The organism is Nocardia sp. CA-129566, from assembly GCF_050956075.1.
In the GTDB taxonomy this organism is placed as follows: domain Bacteria; phylum Actinomycetota; class Actinomycetes; order Mycobacteriales; family Mycobacteriaceae; genus Nocardia.
In genome coordinates, this window is record NZ_CP192085.1 from 2,055,075 (window position 1) to 2,077,791 (window position 22,717).

At 64.2% G+C, this 22,717-nt stretch carries 1 protein-coding gene and 1 pseudogene; one reads left to right on the top strand and one right to left on the bottom strand.

Going from position 1 to position 22,717, the window contains the following annotated elements; translation table 11 throughout:
- Positions 1-85 precede the first annotated feature (85 nt).
- Positions 86-21,688: pseudogene (locus ACQP0C_RS09220) on the top strand (SDR family NAD(P)-dependent oxidoreductase); the annotation flags it as partial.
- A 180-nt stretch (positions 21,689-21,868) separates the two neighbouring features.
- Here the strand turns inward: ACQP0C_RS09220 and ACQP0C_RS09225 are convergent.
- Complete coding sequence (locus tag ACQP0C_RS09225) at positions 21,869-22,624, bottom strand: thioesterase II family protein (RefSeq protein ID WP_433732452.1); 756 nt, start codon at positions 22,622-22,624, stop codon at positions 21,869-21,871.
- Between the last annotated feature and the right edge of the window lie 93 nt (positions 22,625-22,717).

Consider the following 22,717-nt stretch of genomic DNA (forward strand, 5'->3'; position numbering starts at 1 on the left):
TGTGCGAGATTGATGGAAAGCCATCGTGATCGAGTAATACATCGAATTTTGTCCTCATGAACGAAAATTTCACTGGCTGACAACGGTGATCGTAGGAAGAGTTAGAACAATAATGACGAAGCCCGACGACAATACTCAGAAGCTAGCGCAGGCATTGCGTGTCTCACTCAAAGAGACCGAGCGTTTGCGTGCTCGAAATCGCAAGCTCGATGCGGCTCGTCGTGAGCCGATTGCGATTGTTGGTATGGCGTGTCGGTATCCGGGTGGGGTGGGTTCGCCGGAGGACTTGTGGCGGTTGGTTGCCGAGGGGGCCGACGCGACGTCCGAGCTTCCGGCAAATCGAGGGTGGGATGTAGAGCGCCTTTACGATCGGACCGGTGAAACGCCGGGTAGCATTTACACCCGTGCGGGTGGCTTCCTGCATTCGGCCGGCGAATTCGATCCTGCGTTCTTCGGTATCAGCCCCAATGAGGCCGCATCGATGGATCCGCAGCAGTCTTTGTTGCTGGAGACCTCGTGGGAGGCGTTGGAGCGGTCCGGCATCGACGGGGGGTCGTTGCGTGGCAGCCCGACCGGGGTGTTTACCGGCATGATGTATCACGACTATCCGGCCAACGCGAATACGGGAGCTATTGCATCCGGTCGGGTGTCATATGTTTTCGGCTTCGAGGGGCCGTCGGTCACGGTGGATACGGCGTGTTCGTCGTCTTTGGTGGCGATGCATTTGGCTGCGGGTTCGTTGCGGTCGGGTGAGTGTGATCTGGCGTTGGCCGGTGGTGTGACGGTGATGGCGACGCCGGAAACTTTTGTGGAGTTCAGCCGCCAGCGCGGGTTGTCCCCGGATGGTCGGTGTAAGTCGTTTGCTGACGCGGCCGATGGTGTGGGTTGGGCCGAGGGTGTCGGTGTCCTGGTGTTGGAGCGTTTGTCCGATGCTCAGCGCAACGGCCATCAGGTTCTTGCGGTTATTGCTGGTTCGGCGGTGAATCAGGATGGTGCGTCGAATGGTTTGGCCGCGCCGAATGGTCCGTCGCAGCGTCGGGTGATCCGGCAGGCCCTGGCCAATGCCGGGTTGTCGGCGGGTGATGTGGATGTGGTCGAAGCCCATGGGACGGGTACGACTTTGGGTGATCCGATCGAGGCTCAGGCGTTGTTGGCGACGTATGGGCAGGATCGGGATCGTCCGTTGTGGTTGGGGTCGTTGAAGTCCAATATCGGTCATGCTCAGGCTGCTGCGGGTGTGGGTGGTGTGATCAAGATGGTGATGGCGATGCGTCATGGCGTGTTGCCGCGAACGCTGCATGTTGATCGGCCGAGTACGAAAGTCGATTGGTCCCAGGGCAATATCGAGTTGTTGACCGAGTCACAGTCGTGGCCGGTGACGGGTCGGCCGCGTCGTGCTGGTGTGTCGTCGTTCGGTATCAGTGGCACGAATGCTCACCTCATCGTGGAGCAGGCCCCGGTGACCGAGTCGGTGGTGGACCCGGTGGTGAAGACCGCTCCGGCTGCCGGCTTACTACCGTGGGTGGTTTCGGCGCGTAGTGGTGCGGCCCTTGCCGGTCAAGCTACTCGGTTGGCTGTGCACATCGGCGGCCCGGAATTGCCTGTGGGCGAGGCGGATTCGGTCGACGTAGGTTTTTCGTTGGCGTCGGCGCGTGCTGTATTCGAGCATCGGGCTGTTGTCCTGGCTGACAACCGTGATGGTCTGCTCGCGGGGGTACGGGCATTGGCGGCTGGTGAGCAGGTACCGGGTGTGGTGTCCGGTCAAGCGGTGTCGGGTTCGACGGGGTTGGTGTTCTCCGGTCAGGGTGGTCAGTGGGCGGGTATGGCCGCGGAGCTGCGTGCTGCGTATCCGGTATTCGCCGAGGTTTTCGATGCGATCGTCGCGGAGCTGGATCCGCTACTGGGGCAGCCGGTTTCGTTGACGGTGGCGTTGACGGATGATGATCTGGTCAATCAGACGGTGTTCGCGCATGCGGGGTTGTTCGCGTTCGAGGTGGCGCTGTATCGGTTGCTCGAGTCGTGGGGTGTGCGCGCGGATGTCATAGCGGGTCATTCGACTGGTGAGCCCCCTGCCGCGCATGTGGCCGGGGTGATGTCGTTGCCGGATGCTTGTGTGCTCGTGGCTGCCCGTGGCCGGTTGATGCAGGCGCTGCCCACCGGTGGCGCGATGGTCGCTGTCGGTGCCTCCGAGGCCGACGTGCTGCCGTTGCTGGCTGACGGGGCGTCGATCGCGGTGGTGAACGGTCCGTCATCTGTGGTGCTCTCCGGTGTCGAGGACGCAGTCGTGGCCGTTGCCGATCGTTGCGCTGAACAGGGTTGGCGTACACGCAGGTTGCGTATTTCGCATGGGTCCCATTCGGTGTTGATGGAGCCGATGTTGGCCGAGTTCGCCAGGGCTATCGAGGGTGTGGTGTTCAACCGTCCGAGTATCCCGCTGGTGTCGACGGTGACCGGTCGGCGGGTGACCGACGAGATGTGTGATCCGTCGTATTGGGTGGGTCAGATCCGTAACACGGTGCGGTTCGCCGATGCGGTGGCCGCGATGGCGGGTATGGGCGTGGCCCGGTTCGCCGAGGTCGGGCCCGACCCCGTGCTTGCTCCGATGATCGCCCAGACTCTCGATGATGGGCCGGTGAGTGCGGGGGCTGCGGGCGCGGCGCCTGTGGTGGTGGCGTTGGCGCGTCGGGATCAGGCTGGTCCGTCCACGTTGTTGGGTGGGGTGGCCGGTTTGTTCGTCTCGGGTGCTGATGTCGACTGGGCCGGTTTTTATGCCGGTTCCGGTGCTCGGCGAATCGACTTGCCCACCTACGCCTTCCAGCGTCGGCGGTATTGGACGGCCGAGGGGTCTGCTGGTGGTGGTGGTGATGCTCGGTCGATGGGTTTGATGGCTACCGGGCATCCTTTGGTTTCGGCGGTGGTGTCGCAGCCGGATTCAGATGGGGTGGCTGTTAGTGGCAGGTTGTCGGTGCGGACGCATCCGTGGCTGGCCGATCACATGGTGATGGATACCGTGTTGTTCCCCGGTACCGGTTTGGTGGAGCTTGCTCTGCACGCCGGGGAGCGGGTGGGTTGTTCGATGGTGGAAGAGTTGGTCTTGCGGGCTCCGCTGGTGCTGTCGGAGTCCGGCGGGGTTGCGGTGCGTGTCGTTGTCGGTGGCGAGGACGGCGCGGGCCGTCGCGGGGTGCGGATCTTCTCTTGCCCTGATGATGGCGTCGATTCGGTGCCGTCGTGGACGTTGAACGCCGAGGGTGTGCTTGTCCCGGGATTCGATAGTGTGCCGGTGGATTTGGTGCAGTGGCCGCCCGCGGGTGCCACCGTGGTCGATATCGATGGTGTTTACGACTCACTCGATGCGCAGGGCTACCAGTACGGTCCGGTGTTCCAGGCGTTGCGGTCGGTGTGGCGCGGATCCGACGGGCTGCTCTATGTCGAGGTCGAATTGCCCGAACAAGCCCGAAGCGAGGCGGAACGCTTCGGTCTGCATCCGGCGTTGTTGGATGCGGCGTTGCACGCGCTGCGTTTTGCTGATGACGGGTCGGTGGGGGGAGCCGGGCTGGCGTTGCCGTTCGAGTGGTCGGGTGTCGCTGTGCATGCGACCGGTGCAGGCGCGGTGCGTGTTCGGCTCGCCCGCGTCGGTGAGCGCGGTGTTGCTTTGGATCTGGCGGATTCGTCGGGTGCTGCGGTGGCGTCGGTGCGGCAGTTGGTTTCTCGGCCGATCGATCCCGGGCAGCTCACGGCCGGTGCGTCCGCTGTCGGTGATGGGTTGTTCGAGGTTGGGTGGACGCCGATCTCGGTGTCCGAGGTCGAAGCCGCGGCAGTGTCTTGGGCTGCACTCGGTGACGAGGTCCCGGCTGCGGTGGTGTTGGAGTGCCCGGTGGGTAACGATCCCGCTGCTATTCGTGCTGCGACTCATGATGTGCTGCGGGTGCTGCAGACCTGGATCACTGATCAGCGGTTCAGCGAGTCGGTGTTGGTGGTTCGGACCAGTGGTGCGGTGTCGGTTGCCGGGGAAGATATTACGAATCTGGCCGGTGCTGCGGTGTGTGGTTTGGTGCGTTCTGCGCAGGCGGAGAGCCCTGGTCGGATCGTGTTGATAGACACCGATTCCGACGATGCTGGTTCCGACGATGCTGGTTTCGACGATGCTCGTTCCGACCATGCTGGTTCCGACCATGCTCGTTCCGGCGATGCCGATCTCGGTGGGCTGCTTGGTGGGATTCTGGCTGTGGGGGAACCGCAGGTGGCCGTGCGTGGCGGGCAGGTGCATATCGCGCGGCTGGTCCGTGTCGATTCCACCGCGGTCGCGTCTGCCGAGACTGCTTTGGCGACTACCGCTTTCGGTCCGGAGGACACGGTTCTGATCACCGGTGCGAGTGGGTTGCTCGGTGGGTTGTTCGCCCGGCACTTGGTGGATGCATGCGGTGTCCGTCATCTGGTGTTGTTGAGCCGCCGTGGTGAGTCTGCTTCTGGCGCTGCCGAGTTGCGGGAGCAGTTGCAGGGTTTGGGTGCGGAGGTGGAGTTCGTTGCTTGTGATGTCGCCGATCGTGGTGCGCTTGCGCAGGTGTTGGCCGATGTGCCTGCCGGTCACTCGCTCACGGGTGTGTTCCATATGGCCGGGGTGCTCGATGATGGTGCTATCGGTTCGCTGACCGCGGATCGGTTGGATGCGGTGTTGGGGCCCAAGGTCGATGCTGCGTTGCATTTGCATGAGCTGACCGCTGGGTTGCCGTTGAAGGCGTTCGTGTTGTTCAGTTCGGTGGCGGGTGTGTTGGGTAGCCCTGGTCAGGGTAACTATGCCGCGGCCAATGCGTGTCTGGATGCGTTGGCGGCGCACCGCAGGGCTTCGGGCCTTTGCGGTCAGTCTTTGGCCTGGGGTCTGTGGGACGGGGGTATGGCCGGGGAACTCGGCGAGGTCGACCGTGAGCGCATGTCCCGTTCGGGTGTACTGCCGCTGTCGGAGGAACAAGGTCTCGCACTTTTCGATGCTGCTGTCGAGATCGACGCAGTAGCTCCCGTCCTTGCCCGTCTCGATCTGGCGAGCATTCGCGGCGCGGGGATCGCCGTGCCGTCACTATTGACCGGTCTGATTCCTGCGCGCCGCAAAGCGGCCTCGGGTGCCTTCACGGCGCTACGCGCCCGCGTGGCCGGCATTCCCGACGATGAGCGTTTCGGTGTGCTCGTGGAGATCGTGCGTGGTCAGGTCGCCACCATCCTCGGTCACCAGGACATGAATGCGATCGCGGCGGATCGGGCCTTCAGCGAGCTGGGCTTCGATTCGCTCACCGCTATCGAGTTCCGCAACGCCCTCAAGGCCGTCACGGGTCTGCAACTCCCTGCGACTTTGGTGTTCGATTATCCGACGCCTCAGGCTTTGGCGAAGTACCTGGCCGATGAGTTCGTCGGTACCAGTCGGGACGTCGCGGTCACTGCCAGCAGAGCTATTGACGACGATCCGATCGCCGTGGTCGGAATGGCCTGCCGTTATCCGGCTGGCGTTGCCTCGCCGGAGGATCTGTGGCAGCTGGTCATGTCGGGCGTCGATACCACCGGTGAGTTGCCGGTGGATCGTGGCTGGGACATCGACGGCATCTACGATCCCGAACCCGGCAAGGCAGGCAAGATCTACACCCGTCGGGGTGGATTCCTTTATTCGGCAGCCGATTTCGATGCGGACTTCTTCGGGATCAGTCCCAATGAGGCGACGATGATGGATCCGCAGCAGCGGTTGCTGCTGGAGACCTCGTGGGAGGCGTTGGAGCGCGCCGGTATCGACCCGGCGGTGCTGCGTGGCAGCTCGACCGGTGTGTTCGCCGGTGTGATGTACCACGATTACGCGCAGGGGCTCGGTGGTAGCGGGGCGGGCAGTTTGGTCTCCGGCCGCATCGCCTACACGCTGGGATTGGAAGGCCCGGCGGTGTCGGTCGATACGGCGTGCTCGTCGTCATTGGTGGCCCTACATTTGGCTGCGGGTTCGGTGCGGTCGGGTGAGTGCGATCTGGCGTTGGCCGGTGGTGTGACTGTCATGGCGACACCGGAAACCTTTGTCGAGTTCAGCCGTCAGCGCGGGTTGTCCCCGGATGGTCGGTGTAAGTCGTTTGCTGACGCGGCCGATGGTGTGGGTTGGGCCGAGGGTGTTGGCGTGCTGGTGTTGGAGCGCTTATCCGACGCTCGCCGCAATGGCCATGAAGTTCTTGCGGTTATTGCCGGTTCGGCGGTGAATCAGGATGGTGCGTCGAATGGTTTGACTGCCCCGAATGGTCCGTCGCAGCAGCGGGTGATCCGGCAGGCGTTGGCCAATGCCGGGGTGTCTGCGGGTGATGTGGATGTGGTCGAGGCCCATGGGACGGGTACGACGTTGGGTGATCCGATCGAGGCGCAGGCGTTGTTGGCGACGTATGGGCAGGATCGTGAGCGGGATCGTCCGTTGTGGTTGGGGTCGTTGAAGTCGAATATCGGTCATGCTCAGGCTGCGGCGGGTGTGGGTGGTGTGATCAAGATGGTGATGGCGATGCAGCATGGGGTACTACCCCGAACGCTGCACGTGGATCAGCCCAGTACCAAGGTCGATTGGTCCGAGGGCGATGTGCGGTTGTTGACCGAGTCGATGGCGTGGCCGGTGGTGGATCGGCCGCGTCGCGCCGGTGTGTCGTCGTTCGGTATCAGCGGCACCAATGCGCACGTCATCATCGAACAGGCACCGGAGGCGGAACAGGCTCCGGTGCAGGTGGCGAAGACCGTCCCGGCTGGTGGCGTGCTGCCGTGGGTGGTCTCGGCGCGCAGTGACGAGGCCCGTGCCGAGCAGGCCAGCCGCCTGATATCGCATGTCCAGGACCACGACCGCGACCCGATCGACATCGGCTTCTCACTTATCGCTTCGAGAGTGTTGTTCGACCACCGGGCCGTCGTGTTGTCACCCGCGCGCGACGGCCTGTGGGCCGGTACGCAAGCGTTGGGTCGCGGCGAATCCGGTCCCGGTGTGGTGTCCGGTCGTGTGGTGCCGGGGTCGACGGGTGTGGTGTTCTCGGGTCAAGGCGCTCAGTGGGCGGGTATGGCTGCTGAGCTACACGGTGCGTACCCGGTGTTCGCCGAGGCTTTCGACGCGATCGTCGCGGAGTTGGATCCGCTACTGGGGCAATCGGTTTCGTTGAGCGTGGCGCTGACGAGCGAGGATCTGGTCGATGCGACGGTGTTCGCGCAGGCGGGGTTGTTCGCGTTCGAGGTGGCGTTGTTCCGGCTGCTCGAATCCTGGGGATTCCGTGCGGATGTCGTGGCGGGTCATTCGATCGGTGAGGTGGCTGCCGCGCATGTGGCCGGGGTGTTGTCGCTGCCGGATGCGTGTGTGCTGGTGGCGGCGCGCGGCCGGTTGATGCAGGCACTGCCCGCTGGTGGGGCGATGGTGGCGGTGGGTGCTTCGGATGCTGATGTGCTGCCACTGCTGCTGGATGGTGGGGTGTCGATCGCGGCGGTGAACGGTCCGTCATCTGTGGTCCTCTCCGGTATCGAAGCCGACGTCGTCGCCGTTGCTGATCGGTGTGCCGAGATTGGTTGGCGGACGAAGCGGTTGCGTGTTTCGCATGCTTTCCATTCGGTGTTGATGGAGCCGATGCTGGCCGAGTTCGCCACGGCGATCGAGGGTTTGGTGTTCGCTAGGCCGAGGTTGCCGTTGGTGTCGACGGTGACCGGTGCCCGTGTCGTCGATGAGATGTGTGATCCGTCGTATTGGGTGGGTCAGGTTCGGGACACGGTGCGGTTCGCCGACGCCGTTGTCGCGATGGCGGGTGTGGGCGTGGCCCGGTTCGCCGAGGTCGGGCCCGATGCGGTGCTGACCCCGATGATCGCCCAGACTCTCGACGATGGTCAGGCGGGCGCTTCGGCTTCGGCTTCCGCGGCGCCTGTGGTGGTGGCGTTGGCGCGTCGGGATCAGGCTGGTCCGTCTACGTTGTTGGGTGGGGTGGCCGGTTTGTTCGTTTCGGGTGCTGATGTGGATTGGGCTGGTTTCTACGCTGGTTCTGGAGCGCAGCGAATCGATTTGCCTACCTATGCTTTTCAGCGTCGGCGGTATTGGTTGGCCGAGGGGTCTGCTGGTGGTGGTGATGCTCGGTCGATGGGTTTGGTGGGTACTGGGCATCCTTTGGTTTCTGCGGTGGTGTCGCAGCCGGACTCCGACGCGGTAACTCTGACCGGTCGCCTGTCGGTTCAGACGCATCCGTGGCTGGTCGATCACATGGTGATGGATACCGTGTTGTTCCCTGGTACCGGTTTGGTCGAACTCGCCCTCCACGCTGGGGAGCAGGTCGGCTGCTCGATGGTGGAAGAGTTGGTCTTGCGGGCTCCGCTGGTGCTGTCGGAGTCCGGCGGGGTTGCGGCGCGGATTGTGGTCGATACCGCAGACGAGATGGGGCGTCGCGCGGTGCGGATCTTCTCCCGCCCCGATGGTGATGTCGATCCAGCGGGGTCATGGAGCCTGAACGCCGAAGGCGTGCTCGCCCAGGAACTCGATAGTGCGCCGGTGGATTTGGTGCAGTGGCCGCCCGCGGGTGCCACCGTGGTCGATATCGATGGTGTTTACGACTCACTCGATGCGCAGGGCTACCAGTATGGTCCGGTGTTCCAGGCGTTGAGGTCGGTCTGGCGTGGATCCGACGGGCTGCTCTACGCCGAGGTCGTATTGCCCGAACAAGCCCGAAGCGAGGCGGAACGCTTCGGTCTGCATCCGGCGTTGTTGGATGCGGCGTTGCACGCGTTGCGTTTTGCTGATGACAGGTCGGTGGGGGGAGACGGGCTGGCGTTGCCGTTCGAGTGGTCGGGTGTCACGGTGCATGCGACCGGTGCAGGCGCACTGCGTGTTCGGCTCGCCCGCGTCGGTGAGCGCGGTGTTGCTTTGGATCTGGCGGATTCGTCGGGTGCTGCGGTGGCGTCGGTGCGGCAGTTGGTTTCTCGGCCGATAGATCCCGCGCAGCTCACGGTTGGTGCGTCTACTGTCGGTAATGCGTTGTTCGAGGTCGGGTGGACGCCGATCTCGGTGTCCGAGGTCGAAGCCGCGGCAGTGTCTTGGGCTGCACTCGGTGACGAGGTCCCGGCTGCGGTGGTGTTGGAGTGCCCGGTGGGTAGCGATCCCGCTGCCGTTCGTGCTGCGACTCATGGTGTGCTGGGGGTGCTGCAGTCTTGGATTGCTGATCAGCGGTTCGGTGAGTCGGTGTTGGTGGTTCGGACCAGTGGTGCGGTGTCGGTTGCCGGGGAAGATATTACGAATCTGGCCGGTGCTGCGGTGTGTGGTTTGGTGCGTTCGGCGCAGGCGGAGAGCCCTGGTCGGATCGTGTTGATAGACAACGATTCCGACGATGCCGGTTCCGAACTCGGTGGGCTGCTGGGTGGGATTCTGGCTGCGGGCGAACCGCAGGTGGCCGTACGCGGCGGGCAGGTGCACAGAGCGCGACTCGCCCGAGCCGTCTCCACTGCCGCAACCGCTTCAGCAACCGATTCCTTCGGTCCGGACGACACAGTTCTGATCACCGGTGCCAGCGGCTACCTCGGCGGGTTGTTCGCCCGGCACCTAGTGGACGCACACGGTGTGCGCCGACTCCTGTTGTTGAGCCGCCGTGGTGAGTCGGCTTCCGGCGCTGCCGAGTTGCGGGAGCAGTTGCAGGGTTTGGGTGCGGAGGTGGAGTTCGTTGCTTGTGATGTCGCCGATCGTGGCGCGCTCGCCGAGGTGTTGGCCGATGTGCCTGCCGGTCACCCGCTCGCGGGTGTGTTCCATATGGCTGGGGTGCTCGATGATGGTGCTATCGGTTCGCTGACTGCGGATCGGTTGGATGCGGTGTTGGGGCCGAAGGTCGATGCTGCGTTGCATTTGCATGAGCTGACCGCTGGGTTGCCGTTGAAGGCGTTCGTGTTGTTCAGTTCGGTGGCCGGTGTGTTGGGTAGCCCTGGTCAGGGTAACTATGCCGCGGCAAATGCGTGTCTGGATGCGTTGGCGGCGCACCGCAGGGCTTCGGGCCTTTGCGGTCAGTCTTTGGCCTGGGGTCTGTGGGAGGGGGGTATGGCCGGGGAACTCGGCGAGGTCGACCGTGAGCGCATGTCTCGTTCGGGTGTGCTGCCGCTGTCGGAGGAACAGGGTCTCGCACTTTTCGACGCCGCGACAGGGATGGACACCGCCGCCGTCTTCCTTGCCCGATTGGATCTGGATGCCATGCGCAGCGCCGGATTTGCCGCGCCTGCAGTGCTTTCCACACTGGTCCCTGCGCGCCGCAAAGCGGCCTCGGGCGCTTTCACGGCGCTGCGTGCTCGTTTGGCGAATACTCCTGACAGTGAACGCTTGGGTGTGCTCGTGGAGATCGTGCGTGGTCAGGTCGCCACCATCCTCGGTCACCAGAACGCGAGTGCGATCGCGGTGGATCGGGCCTTCAACGAGTTGGGCTTCGATTCGATCAGTGCTGTCGAGTTCCGCAACGCCCTGAAAGCCGTCACGGGTCTGCAACTCCCTGCGACTTTGGTGTTCGATTATCCGACGCCTCAGGCTTTGGCGAAGTACCTGGCCGATGAGTTCGTCGGTACCAGTCGGGACGTCGCGGTTACCGCCAGCAGAGCTGGCGACGAGCCGGTTGCTCTGGTGGCGATGGCTTGTCGTTATCCAGGTGGTGTCGCCTCGCCGGAGGAGCTGTGGCAGCTGGTCATGTCGGGCGTCGATACCACCGGTGAGTTGCCGGTGGATCGTGGCTGGGACATCGACGGCATCTACGATCCCGAACCCGGCAAGGCAGGCAAGACCTATACCCGCCGGGGTGGATTCCTGTATGCGGCAGCAGAATTCGACGCGGACTTCTTCGGGATCAGCCCGAACGAGGCCACAATGATGGATCCGCAGCAGCGGTTGCTGCTGGAGACCTCGTGGGAGGCATTGGAGCGCGCCGGTATCGACCCGGCGGTGCTGCGTGGCAGCTCGACCGGGGTGTTCACCGGTGTGATGTACCACGACTACCCGCAGGGGAGCGGAGCCAGTGCGGCCGGCAGTTTGGTGTCGGGTCGTATCGCCTACACGCTGGGATTGGAAGGCCCGGCCGTCTCGGTGGATACGGCATGCTCGTCGTCGCTGGTGGCGATGCATTGGGCGGCGCAGTCGTTGCGGTCGGGGGAATGCGATCTGGCGTTGGCCGGTGGTGTGACGGTGATGGCGACACCGGAGACCTTTGTGGAGTTCAGCCGCCAGCGCGGGTTGTCCCCGGATGGTCGGTGTAAGTCCTTCTCCGACACGGCCGATGGGGTCGGGTGGTCCGAAGGTGCCGGGATGTTGGTGTTGGAGCGGCTTTCCGATGCCTGCCGCAACGGCCATCAGGTTCTGGCGGTGCTCGCCGGTTCAGCAGTGAATCAAGACGGTGCCTCGAATGGTTTGACTGCCCCGAATGGTCCGTCGCAGCAGCGGGTGATCCGGCAGGCGTTGGCCAATGCCGGGGTGTCTGCGGGTGAGGTGGATGTGGTCGAGGCCCATGGGACGGGTACGACGTTGGGTGATCCGATCGAGGCGCAGGCGTTGTTGGCGACGTATGGGCAGGACCGTGAGCGGGATCGTCCGTTGTGGTTGGGGTCGTTGAAGTCGAATATCGGTCATGCTCAGGCTGCGGCGGGTGTGGGTGGTGTGATCAAGATGGTGATGGCGATGCAGCATGGGGTACTACCCCGAACGCTGCACGTGGATCAGCCCAGTACCAAGGTCGATTGGTCCGAGGGCGATGTGCGGTTGTTGACCGAGTCGATGGCGTGGCCGGTGGTGGATCGGCCGCGTCGCGCCGGTGTGTCGTCGTTCGGTATCAGCGGCACCAACGCACACCTCATCATCGAACAGGCCCCGGACGCGGAGCAGGTCTCGGCCACGGTGGTCAAGACCGTCCCGGCCGGTGTCTTGCTGCCGTGGGTGGTCTCGGCGCGCAGTGGCAAGGCTCTCGCCGATCAGGCTGATCGCCTGGCGTCTCATGTGGACAACGACGACTGCGACCCGTTTGATATCGGCTTCTCGCTCGTGACGACGAGAGGGTTGTTCGATCACAGGGCTGTGCTGTTGTCACCGGAGCGCGACGGCTTGCGGGCCGGTACACAGGCTTTGGGGCGTGGCGAAACGATTCCGGGTGTGGTGTCCGGTCGTGTGGTACCGGGTTCGACTGGTGTGGTGTTCTCCGGTCAAGGCGCACAGTGGGCGGGTATGGCCGTTGAGCTACACGGTGCGTATCCGGTGTTCGCGGAGCATTTCGATGGGATCGTCGCCGAGCTGAATCCGCTGTTAGGGCAGCAGGTGTCGCTGAGCGTGGCGCTGACGAGCGAGGATCTGGTCGATGCGACGGTGTTCGCGCAGGCGGGGTTGTTCGCGTTCGAGGTGGCGTTGTTCCGGCTGCTCGAATCCTGGGGATTCCGTGCGGATGTCGTGGCGGGTCATTCGATCGGTGAGGTGGCTGCCGCGCATGTGGCCGGGGTGTTGTCGCTGCCGGATGCGTGTGTGCTGGTGGCGGCGCGCGGCCGGTTGATGCAGGCGCTACCTGCAGGTGGAGCGATGGTCGCTGTCGAAGCCTCCGAGACCGACGTGCGTGCGCTGCTGGCGGCCGGTGACGTGTCGGCAAGTCGCGTGTCGATCGCTGCGGTGAACGGTCCGTCGTCGGTGGTGTTGTCGGGCGTGGAAGTCGATGTTGATGCTGTTGTCGAGGCGTGCGCGGACCGGGGTTGGCGGACGAAGCGGTTGCGTGTTTCGCATGCTTTCCATTCGGTGTTGATGGAGCCGATGCTGGACGAGTTCGCCACGGCGATCGAAAGTTTGGCGTTCGCTCGCCCCAGCATTCCGTTGGTGTCGACGGTGACCGGTGCCCGTGTCGTCGATGAGATGTGTGATCCGTCGTATTGGGTGGGTCAGGTTCGGGACACGGTGCGGTTCGCCGACGCCGTTGTCGCGATGGCGGGTGTGGGCGTGGCCCGGTTCGCCGAGGTCGGGCCCGATGCGGTGCTGACCCCGATGATCGCCCAGACTCTCGACGATGGTCAGGCGGGCGCTTCGGCTTCGGCTTCCGCGGCGCCTGTGGTGGTGGCGTTGGCGCGTCGGGATCAGGCTGGTCCGTCTACGTTGTTGGGTGGGGTGGCCGGTTTGTTCGTTTCGGGTGCCGATGTGGATTGGGCCGGTTTCTACGCTGGCTCTGGAGCGCAGCGAATCGATTTGCCTACCTATGCTTTTCAGCGTCGGCGGTATTGGTTGGCCGAGGGGTCTGCTGGTGGTGGTGATGCTCGGTCGATGGGTTTGGTGGGTACTGGGCATCCTTTGGTTTCTGCGGTGGTGTCGCAGCCGGACTCCGACGCGGTAACTCTGACCGGTCGCCTGTCGGTTCAGACGCATCCGTGGCTGGCCGATCACATGGTGATGGACACGGTGTTGTTCCCCGGTACCGGTTTGGTCGAACTCGCCCTCCATGCCGGGGAGCAGGTCGGCTGCTCGATGGTGGAAGAGTTGGTCTTGCGGGCTCCGCTGGTGCTGTCGGAGTCCGGTGGGGTTGCGGCGCGGATTGTGGTTGATACCGCAGACGAGTCGGGGCGTCGCGGGGTGCGGATCTTCTCTTGCCCTGATGATGGCGTCGATTCGGCGGGGTCGTGGACGTTGAACGCCGAGGGTGTGCTTGTCCCGGGACCCGATACTGCGCCGGTGGATCTGGTGCAGTGGCCGCCCGCGGGTGCCACCGTGGTCGATATCGATGGTGTTTACGACTTACTCGATGCGCAGGGCTACCGGTATGGTCCGGTGTTCCAGGCGTTGAGGTCGGTGTGGCGTGGATCCGACGGGCTGCTCTACGCCGAGGTCGAATTGCCCGAACAAGCCCGAAGCGAGGCGGAACGCTTCGGTCTGCATCCGGCGCTGCTCGATGCCGCTCTGCACGCGCTGCGCGTGGCCGACCATATGCCGGCGGACGGGACCGGACTCGCGTTGCCGTTCGAGTGGTCCGGCGTCGCTGTGCACGCGACCGGAGCAGGCGCACTGCGTGTTCGCCTCACTCGCGTCGGTGCGCACGCGGTAGCGCTGGATCTGGCGGATTCGTCGGGTGCTGCGGTGGCGTCGGTGCGGCAGTTGGTTTCTCGGCCGATCGATCCCGGGCAGCTCACGGCCGGTGCCTCCGCTGTCGGTGATGGGTTGTTCGAGGTTGGGTGGACACCGACCGTGGTGACCGACGCTGAGGTGACCAGCGTGCGATGGGCGGATCTTGGTGACGAGGTCCCGGCAGCGGTGGTTCTTGAGTGCCCGACGGGTAACGATCCCAGCGCCGTTCGTGCTGCGACTCATGGTGTGCTGCGGGTGCTTCAGTCTTGGATCACTGATCAGCGGTTCAGCGAGTCGGTGTTGGTGGTTCGGACCAGTGGTGCGGTGTCGGTTGCCGGGGAAGATATTACGAATCTGGCCGGTGCTGCGGTGTGTGGTTTGGTGCGTTCTGCGCAGGCGGAGAGCCCTGGTCGGATCGTGTTGATAGACAACGATTCCGACGATGCTGGTTCCGACGATGCTGGTTTCGACGATGCTCGTTCCGACCATGCTGGTTCCGACGATGCTGGTTCCGAACTCGAGGGCCTGCTGGGTGGGATTCTGGCTGTGGGGGAACCGCAGGTGGCCGTGCGCGGCGGGCAGGTGCATATCGCGCGGCTGGTCCGTGTCGATTCCACCGCGGTCGCGTCTGCCGAGACTGCTTTGGCGACTACCGCTTTCGGTCCGGAGGACACGGTTCTGATCACCGGTGCGAGTGGGTTGCTCGGTGGGTTGTTCGCCCGGCACTTGGTGGATGCATGCGGTGTCCGTCACCTGGTGTTGTTGAGCCGCCGTGGTGAGTCTGCTTCCGGCGCTGCCGAGTTGCGGGAGCAGTTGCAGGGTTTGGGTGCGGAGGTGGAGTTCGTTGCTTGTGATGTCGCCGATCGTGGCGCGCTTGCCGAGGTGTTGGCCGATGTGCCTGCCGGCCACTCGCTCACGGGTGTGTTCCATATGGCTGGGGTGCTCGATGATGGTGCTGTCGCTTCGCTGACCCCAACCCGGTTGGATGCGGTGTTGGGGCCGAAGGTCGATGCTGCGTTGCATTTGCATGAGCTGACCGCTGGGTTGCCGTTGAAGGCGTTCGTGTTGTTCAGTTCGGTGGCCGGTGTGTTGGGCAGCCCTGGTCAGGGTAACTATGCCGCGGCCAATGCGTGTCTGGATGCGTTGGCGGCGCACCGCAGGGCTTCGGGCCTTTGCGGTCAGTCTTTGGCCTGGGGTCTGTGGGACGGGGGCATGGCCGGGGAACTCAGCGACGTGGACCGGCAGCGCATGTCTCGTTCCGGTGTGCTGCCACTCTCGGAGGAACAAGGACTCGCACTTTTCGACGCCGCTACCGAGATCGACGCTGCGGCTCCCATTCTCGCTCGTCTCGATCTGGATAGCATTCGCAGCGCGGGGATCGCCGCGCCGGCACTATTAGCGGGTCTGCTCCCTGCGCGCCGCAAAGCGGCCTCGGGCGCCTTCACGGCGCTGCGTGCTCGTTTGGCGAATACTCCCGACAGTGAACGCTTCGGTGTGCTCGTGGAGATCGTGCGTGGCCAGGTCGCCACCATCCTCGGTCACCAGAACGCGAGTGCGATCGCGGTGGATCGGGCCTTCAACGAGCTGGGCTTCGATTCGCTCACTGCTGTCGAGTTCCGCAACGCCCTGAAAGCCGTCACGGGTCTGCAGTTGCCCGCGACTTTGGTGTTCGATTACCCGACACCCCAGGCCCTGGCGAAATATCTGGCCGATGAGTTCGTCGGTACCAGTCGGGACGTCGCGGTCACTGCCAGCAGAGCTATTGACGACGATCCGATCGCCGTGGTCGGAATGGCCTGCCGTTACCCCGGCGGGGTCACTTCCCCCGAGGAACTCTGGGAACTGGTCCGTATCGGCGGGGATGCGGTAACGACGCTCCCGGCCGACCGAGGCTGGGATATCAATGGCATCTACGATCCGGAACCTGGCCGCGCGGGCAAGTCCTACACCCGGGAAGGCGGTTTCCTGCACACTGCTGCCGATTTCGATCCGGATTTCTTCGGGATCAGCCCGAACGAGGCCACGATGATGGATCCTCAGCAGCGGCAACTGTTGGAGACGACATGGGAGGCGTTGGAGCGCGCCGGTGTCGACCCAGCGGTGTTGCGTGGCAGCTCAACTGGTGTCTTTGCCGGTGTGATGTACCACGACTACGCCCAGGGAACCGGGAACAGCGCGGCCGGCAGTTTGGTCTCCGGCCGCATCGCCTACACGCTGGGATTGGAAGGCCCGGCGGTGTCGGTGGATACGGCGTGCTCGTCGTCGCTGGTGGCGATGCATTTGGCTGCGCAGTCGTTGCGCTCGGGGGAGTGTGATCTCGCGTTGGCCGGTGGTGTGACGGTGATGGCTACCCCGGAAACATTTGTCGAGTTCAGCCGTCAGCGGGGCTTGTCGCCGGATGGTCGGTGTAAGTCGTTCGCCGATGCGGCTGATGGTGTGGGTTGGGCCGAGGGTACCGGTGTTCTGGTGCTGGAACGGCTGTCCGACGCTCGCCGCAATGGGCATGAAGTTCTTGCGGTGGTTGCTGGTTCGGCGATAAATCAGGATGGTGCGTCGAATGGTTTGACTGCGCCGAATGGTCCGTCGCAGCGGCGGGTCATCCGTCAGGCGTTGGCGAATGCCGGGGTGTCGCCGGTCGAGGTCGATGTGGTGGAAGCCCATGGCACCGGTACGACTTTGGGTGATCCGATCGAGGCCCAAGCGCTGCTCGCCACTTACGGCCAGGGTCGCGAGCCGGATCGTCCGCTGTGGTTGGGGTCGTTGAAATCGAATATCGGTCATGCTCAGGCTGCGGCTGGCGTGGGTGGTGTGATCAAGATGGTGATGGCGATGCGTCATGGCGTGTTGCCGAAGACGCTGCACGTCGATGCCCCCAGCACCAAGGTCGACTGGAGCGAAGGCCATATCCGGCTATTGACCGAATCGGTGCCGTGGCCGGACACGGACCGGCCGCGTCGTGCTGGTGTGTCGTCCTTCGGTATCAGCGGCACGAATGCTCACATCATCGTCGAACAGGCCCCGCTAGCGGACCCGGCTCCGGTGCCGGTGGTCAGGACCGTCCCGGCCGGTGGGGTGCTGCCGTGGGTGGTCTCGGCGCGCAATGACGAGGCTCTTGCCGGTCAGGCTGCCCGACTGGCATCGCATGTGGGTGATCACGATCCGGATCCGGTGGATGTCGGTTTTTCGTTGGCGTCGACGCGTGCTGTATTCGAGCATCGTGCCGTTGTCCTGGCTGACCACTGTGTTGGTGTGCGGGCGTTGGCTGCTGGTGAGCAGGTGCCGGGTGTGGTGTCCGGTCGTGTGGTGGCCGGTTCCACGGGTGTGGTGTTTTCCGGTCAGGGTGCGCAGTGGGCCGGTATGGCCGCCGAGTTGCGCGGTGCGTATCCGGTGTTCGCCGAGGTTTTCGACGCGATCGTCGCTGAGTTGGATCCGCTGCTGGGGCAGTCGGTTTCGTTGAGTGTGACGCTGTCGTCCGACGATCTGATCGATGCGACGGTGTTCGCGCAGGCTGGGTTGTTCGCGTTCGAGGTGGCGCTGTACCGGCTGCTCGAATCCTGGGGAGTCCGTGCGGATGTGCTGGCTGGACATTCGATCGGAGAAGTCGCCGCTGCGCATGTAGCCGGAGTGATGTCCTTGTCGGATGCGTGTGTGCTGGTCGCTGCGCGTGGCCGGTTGATGCAAGCGCTGCCCGCGGGTGGAGCGATGGTCGCGGTCGGCGCCGCCGAGGACGACGTGCTGCCGCTGCTGGCCGGCGGGGTGTCGATCGCCGCGGTCAATGGCTCCGCCGCAGTGGTGGTCTCCGGTGTCGAAGATGATGTCGTCGCTGTCGCCGATGCGTGTGCCGAACGTGGTTGGCGCACACACCGATTGCGGGTTTCGCATGCTTTCCATTCGGCGTTGATGGAGCCGATGTTGGCCGAGTTCGCCACGGCGATCGAGGGTTTGGCGTTCGGTCTCCCCAGTATTCCGTTGGTGTCGACGGTGACCGGTGCGCGTGTCGAGCACGAGATGTCGGATCCGTCGTATTGGGTGGGTCAGGTTCGGGACACGGTGCGGTTCGCCGACGCCGTTGTCGCGATGGCGGGTATGGGCGTGTCCCGGTTCGCCGAGGTCGGGCCCGACGCCGTGCTGACCCCGATGATCGCCCAGACGCTCGACACCGCAACCACAATCGCTCTGACCAGACGAAACAATGCGGACCCCGCGACCATGCTGACGGGCCTGGCCCGGTTGCACGTCACCGGCTCGACGGTGGATTGGACGAGCTACTACGCCGGTTCCGGCGGCGCGAAGATAGACCTGCCGACCTACAGCTTCCAGCACCGCCGCTTCTGGGCCACGGGGCAGCTGCACACCGCAGAGGCATCCGCGCTCGGTCTGCGGTCCATCGAACACCCCATGCTGGGTGCATTGGTGGTGCAGCCGGAGGGCGGGGGCGTCAGACTCACCGGCCGCCTGTCGACGGTCACCCATCCTTGGTTGGCCGATCATGACGTGCTCGGCACGGTGCTGCTGCCTGGCACGGGCTTCGTCGAGCTGGCCATTCACGCCGGAGACCAGGTCGACTGCCCGGAACTGGAGGAACTCACTCTTCGGGCGCCGCTGGTGTTCGAAGGGCATGGCGGAGTACAGATCCAAGTGATCGTCGGTGACAGCGATGAGACCGGTCGCCGGCGGCTCGACATCTACTCGCGTAAGGACGAGGACGATCCGGCAGTCTCCTGGACTCACCATGCGCAAGGCAGTGTGAGCTCGGGCGGGGAGATCGACGAGCCACAACAGTGGGCTGACTTTGTGCAGTGGCCGCCGCTCGGTGCCACGAAGGTGAAGTTGGACGGCGCTTACGATGAACTCGCCGACAACGGGTACAACTACGGGCCCGCCTTCCAAGGGCTGGTAGATCTGTGGCGTCGCGGCGAGGAATTCTACGGCGAGGTTGCGCTGCCCGAGCACACCGCTACTCGAGGCTATGGCGTGCATCCGGCGCTGCTCGATGCGGCCCTGCACGCACTGACCGTCGGCGGTCTGCGGAGCGCAGACGAGCATGCCGAGCGACAGACCGTCGTGCCATTCGCCTGGTCTTCGGTGCGTTTGCACGCCGACGGCGCTCGGCGAGTGCGGGTCCGGATCACCAGGCTGAATCAGGGCGAAGCCACCCTGGCGATCGCCGATTCCGGTGGCGCGCCATTGCTGTCGGTACGGTCCCTCGCGTGGCGCCCGTTGTCCGTCGAACTGCTTTCGGCCGCAACCCGGTCCTCGCATGACGCGCTGTACCAGCTCATGTGGCGGCCCGGTCCGGAGCTTCGATCCGCGGCGGGAGTTGCCTGGGCCGAATGGGGCGCGGCGGAGTCGGCCTCGGTCTTGCTCCTGCGGCCTCCGGTCGACGGCGTCGACGTGCCGGTTCGGCTGCGCACGGGCATGCACCGCACGCTCGGTGTCGTTCAGCAGTTCCTGAGCGAAGAGCGGTACGCCGCAAGCACTTTGGCTGTGATCACCGGCACCACGGCCGACCCCGCTCTGGCTGCGGTGTGGGGTCTGGTGCGCGCGGCGCAGGCGGAGAACCCGGGGCGGATCGTGCTCATCGAGGCCCACCAAGCGGCAACGACGGATCAACTTGTGGCCGCAGCGCTGACGGGCGAGCCGGAACTGGCTGTCCATGCGGAGGGGACGTGGGTGCCGCGGCTCATTCGCGCCGCGTCGCCCGAATCGGACCGGCGGATAGCCTGGGATCCTGAGCGGACGGTATTGATTACCGGTGGTACCGGCGGGATCGGTCGCCACATCGCCGAGCACTTGGTGAGTGAGCACGGTGTGCGGCACCTGCTGCTCGCCGGCAGACGCGGACCAGCAGCCGCCGAGGATCTCATCAGGGAACTGAGCGCTCTCGGCGCTCAGGTTCGTGTATCTGCCTGCGATGTCGCAGATCGTGACGCGGTGCGAGACCTTCTTGCCTCGATACCCGCGGAGCATCCGTTGGGGGCAATCGTCCACGCGGCGGGCGTTGCCTACAACGGCCTGGTCGATACCTTGACGCCGGAACAGATCGACTACTCCCTCGGTGCCAAGGCCGACGCCGCTTGGCATCTGCACGAGCTCACCCGCGAAGCCGAACTGTCCGCCTTCGTCATGATCTCATCGGTGGCGGGTTCGATACTGCCCGCGGGCCAGGGAGGCTATGCGGCCGCCAACGTATTCCTCGACGCTCTCGCGACTCACCGACACGCTGAAGGCTTGCCGGCCACTTCGCTCGCCTATGGCTTGTGGGACATCGAAACCGGACTGTCGCAGTGGCTCGGCGAGGCTGACCGGCAGCGTATGCGCCGCCAAGGTTTTTCACCGCTGACCGCCGATCGAGCACTCGAATTGTTCGATGTGGCATCGACTTCCGAGCGGCCGGTGCACGTACCGGTCGAGATCGACCTAGCCGTACTGCGTGCTCGGGACTCGGTGCCTGCGCTGCTCAGCGACCTGGCCAAGAAGACCGGGCGCCGGCAGAGCAACAGCACGCAGGACGTGGCGGCGCTTCGCAGGCATCTGACACAACTGTCCGAGTCCGAACAGGCGCAGTGGCTCGAGATGCACATACTCGAGAACGCTGCCCGTCTGCTGGGGCATGAAAGCGTCGATGCCCTCGACCCCGAGCGGGACTTCCTCGAATCCGGATTCGACTCACTGGCTGCCATGGAGTTGCGAAGCACCCTCAATGCTTCGACGGGTCTGACGCTGTCGACCGCTGCGATCTTCGATCACAAAACGCCGAGGGCACTGGCCCGATACCTGCAGAACGAGCTCGACACAGACTCACGAAAGGCCAACAATCAAGTCGGCGAAGACGACTCGCTGTACGGGATGTTCCGCGGCGCGGTGGAGAACGGCCAGGCTCCTAAGGGCTTTGCATTGCTGAGGGCGGTGGCGGAACTACGTGAGCAGTTCTCTTCGGCCGACGAACTGGACCGATTGCCGGTGCCGTCACGACTGGCTGCGGGCTCGGCCCTGCCCCGGATCATTTGCCTCAATCCGCCACTGGCCACCGGCGGCGCGCAGCAGTACGCCCGGATCGCATCGCATCTGCGAGCTGCCCGCGACGTCGTGGTACTGCCGCTGATCGGCTTCGGTGCGGGCGAGCCACTGCCGGCGACACCAACGGCGGCATTGGATGCGATGGCGCGCTGCGTCCTCGAGGCTGCGCAGGGAGAGCCGTTCGTGCTGCTCGGATATTCCTCGGGCGGCCTGCTGGCCTACCACGTCGCCCAGTACCTGGAAGTGACCGACCGCCCGGTGCCTGCCGGCCTGGTCATGTTGGACACCTATCGGGTGCGCGATGACACCAGTTGGATGCTTCGGGAGATGGCAGAACACATGGTGTCGAACGAAGCTGTGTTCGGTCGCTTCGACCAGGCCCGGTTGACCGGTATGGGCCGGTATGTGCAGCTGGTCCACGAGATGGTGCTCGGCTCCGTTGTCACGCCGACGTTGTTCGTCCAGTGCGAACGGTCATTCCTGGGGAGCTCGTCGGATCGTGCGGATTGGCAGGCCCAACCGTGGGATGCAACGCACACCGTTGTGACGGTGCAGGCTGATCATTTCACCATGCTGGAGGACGGCTCAGTGGATGTTGCGGGAGCGATCGAGGACTGGCTCGAAAAGGGGGCGAGCTAGGAAACAACGACCGGGTGGGCCAGCCCTCACCCGGTCGTAGCTCCACATGTTGCTCCCGTTCGGTTCTGCACGATTTCTGTGGATGACGCAGTCGAGTAGGCGCGAGCGATGAGCACGTTCGTGCGGGCGGTGATCCGCGACGATGCTCGCCTAGCTCAACAGCGCTTGTGAGCTGTGCTCGCGGATCAGCTGCCCTATTGGGCGGCAATTCGAATCGATGAAGAAATGACCGCCAGGAAATGATTTCGCGAAGAAGCTTCCTGAGGTGTGTGCGCTCCACGCCTCGATTTCCGCGAAACCGGCATCGGGGTCACGGTCGCCGGCAATTGCGACTATGGGGCACCGGATCATCGCGTCCGTATCGCACCGGTAGGTCTCGATAGCTCGGTAGTCGTTTCTGACGATCGACAGGATTATTTGTCGAAATTCGGGATCCTCGAGCAATGCCGATGGTGTGCCGCCGACGCGCAGTAATAGATCACCTAGTTCTCGATCGCTCAGCAGGTGCACTTGCTCGCGGTGCGTCGACGAAGGGGCGCGACGACCTGAGGCGAACAGGACGCGCGCGGTCGCTCCTGATTCCTGCTCGAGCCGCCGACCGGCCTCGAAGGCTACGACAGATCCCATGCTGTGGCCGAACAAGGAAAAATTCTCGGCATCCTCGACCGTCGCGATCAGCTCGGGCAGCAGGCCATCGACGAGGTCGGAAATGTTGTCCACGAGCGGTTCATGTCTTCTGTCCTGTCGTCCCGGATACTGGACGGCAAGAACGTCGTACTCTGATCCCGTGCACTCGGCCAATGGGCCGAAAGATATGGCGGAGCCGCCGGCGTGAGGAAAGCAGATCAATTTATGGGATCCATTCCCCGAAGAGGGGGACAGGCTACGCAGCCAGCTATTACCCATTGGGTGGAGAGCCTTTCGTTAGATCAACGTTGGGACGTTAGTTGACGGTCAGTTGGCTGTCAAGTCGGCATTACCCATTGGTGAGATGTCGAT

Excerpts from the sequence above, each read along its gene's own strand:
- ACQP0C_RS09225 (WP_433732452.1), bottom strand. The coding sequence starts at position 22,624 with ATGGGTAATAGCTGGCTGCGTAGCCTGTCCCCCTCTTCGGGGAATGGA.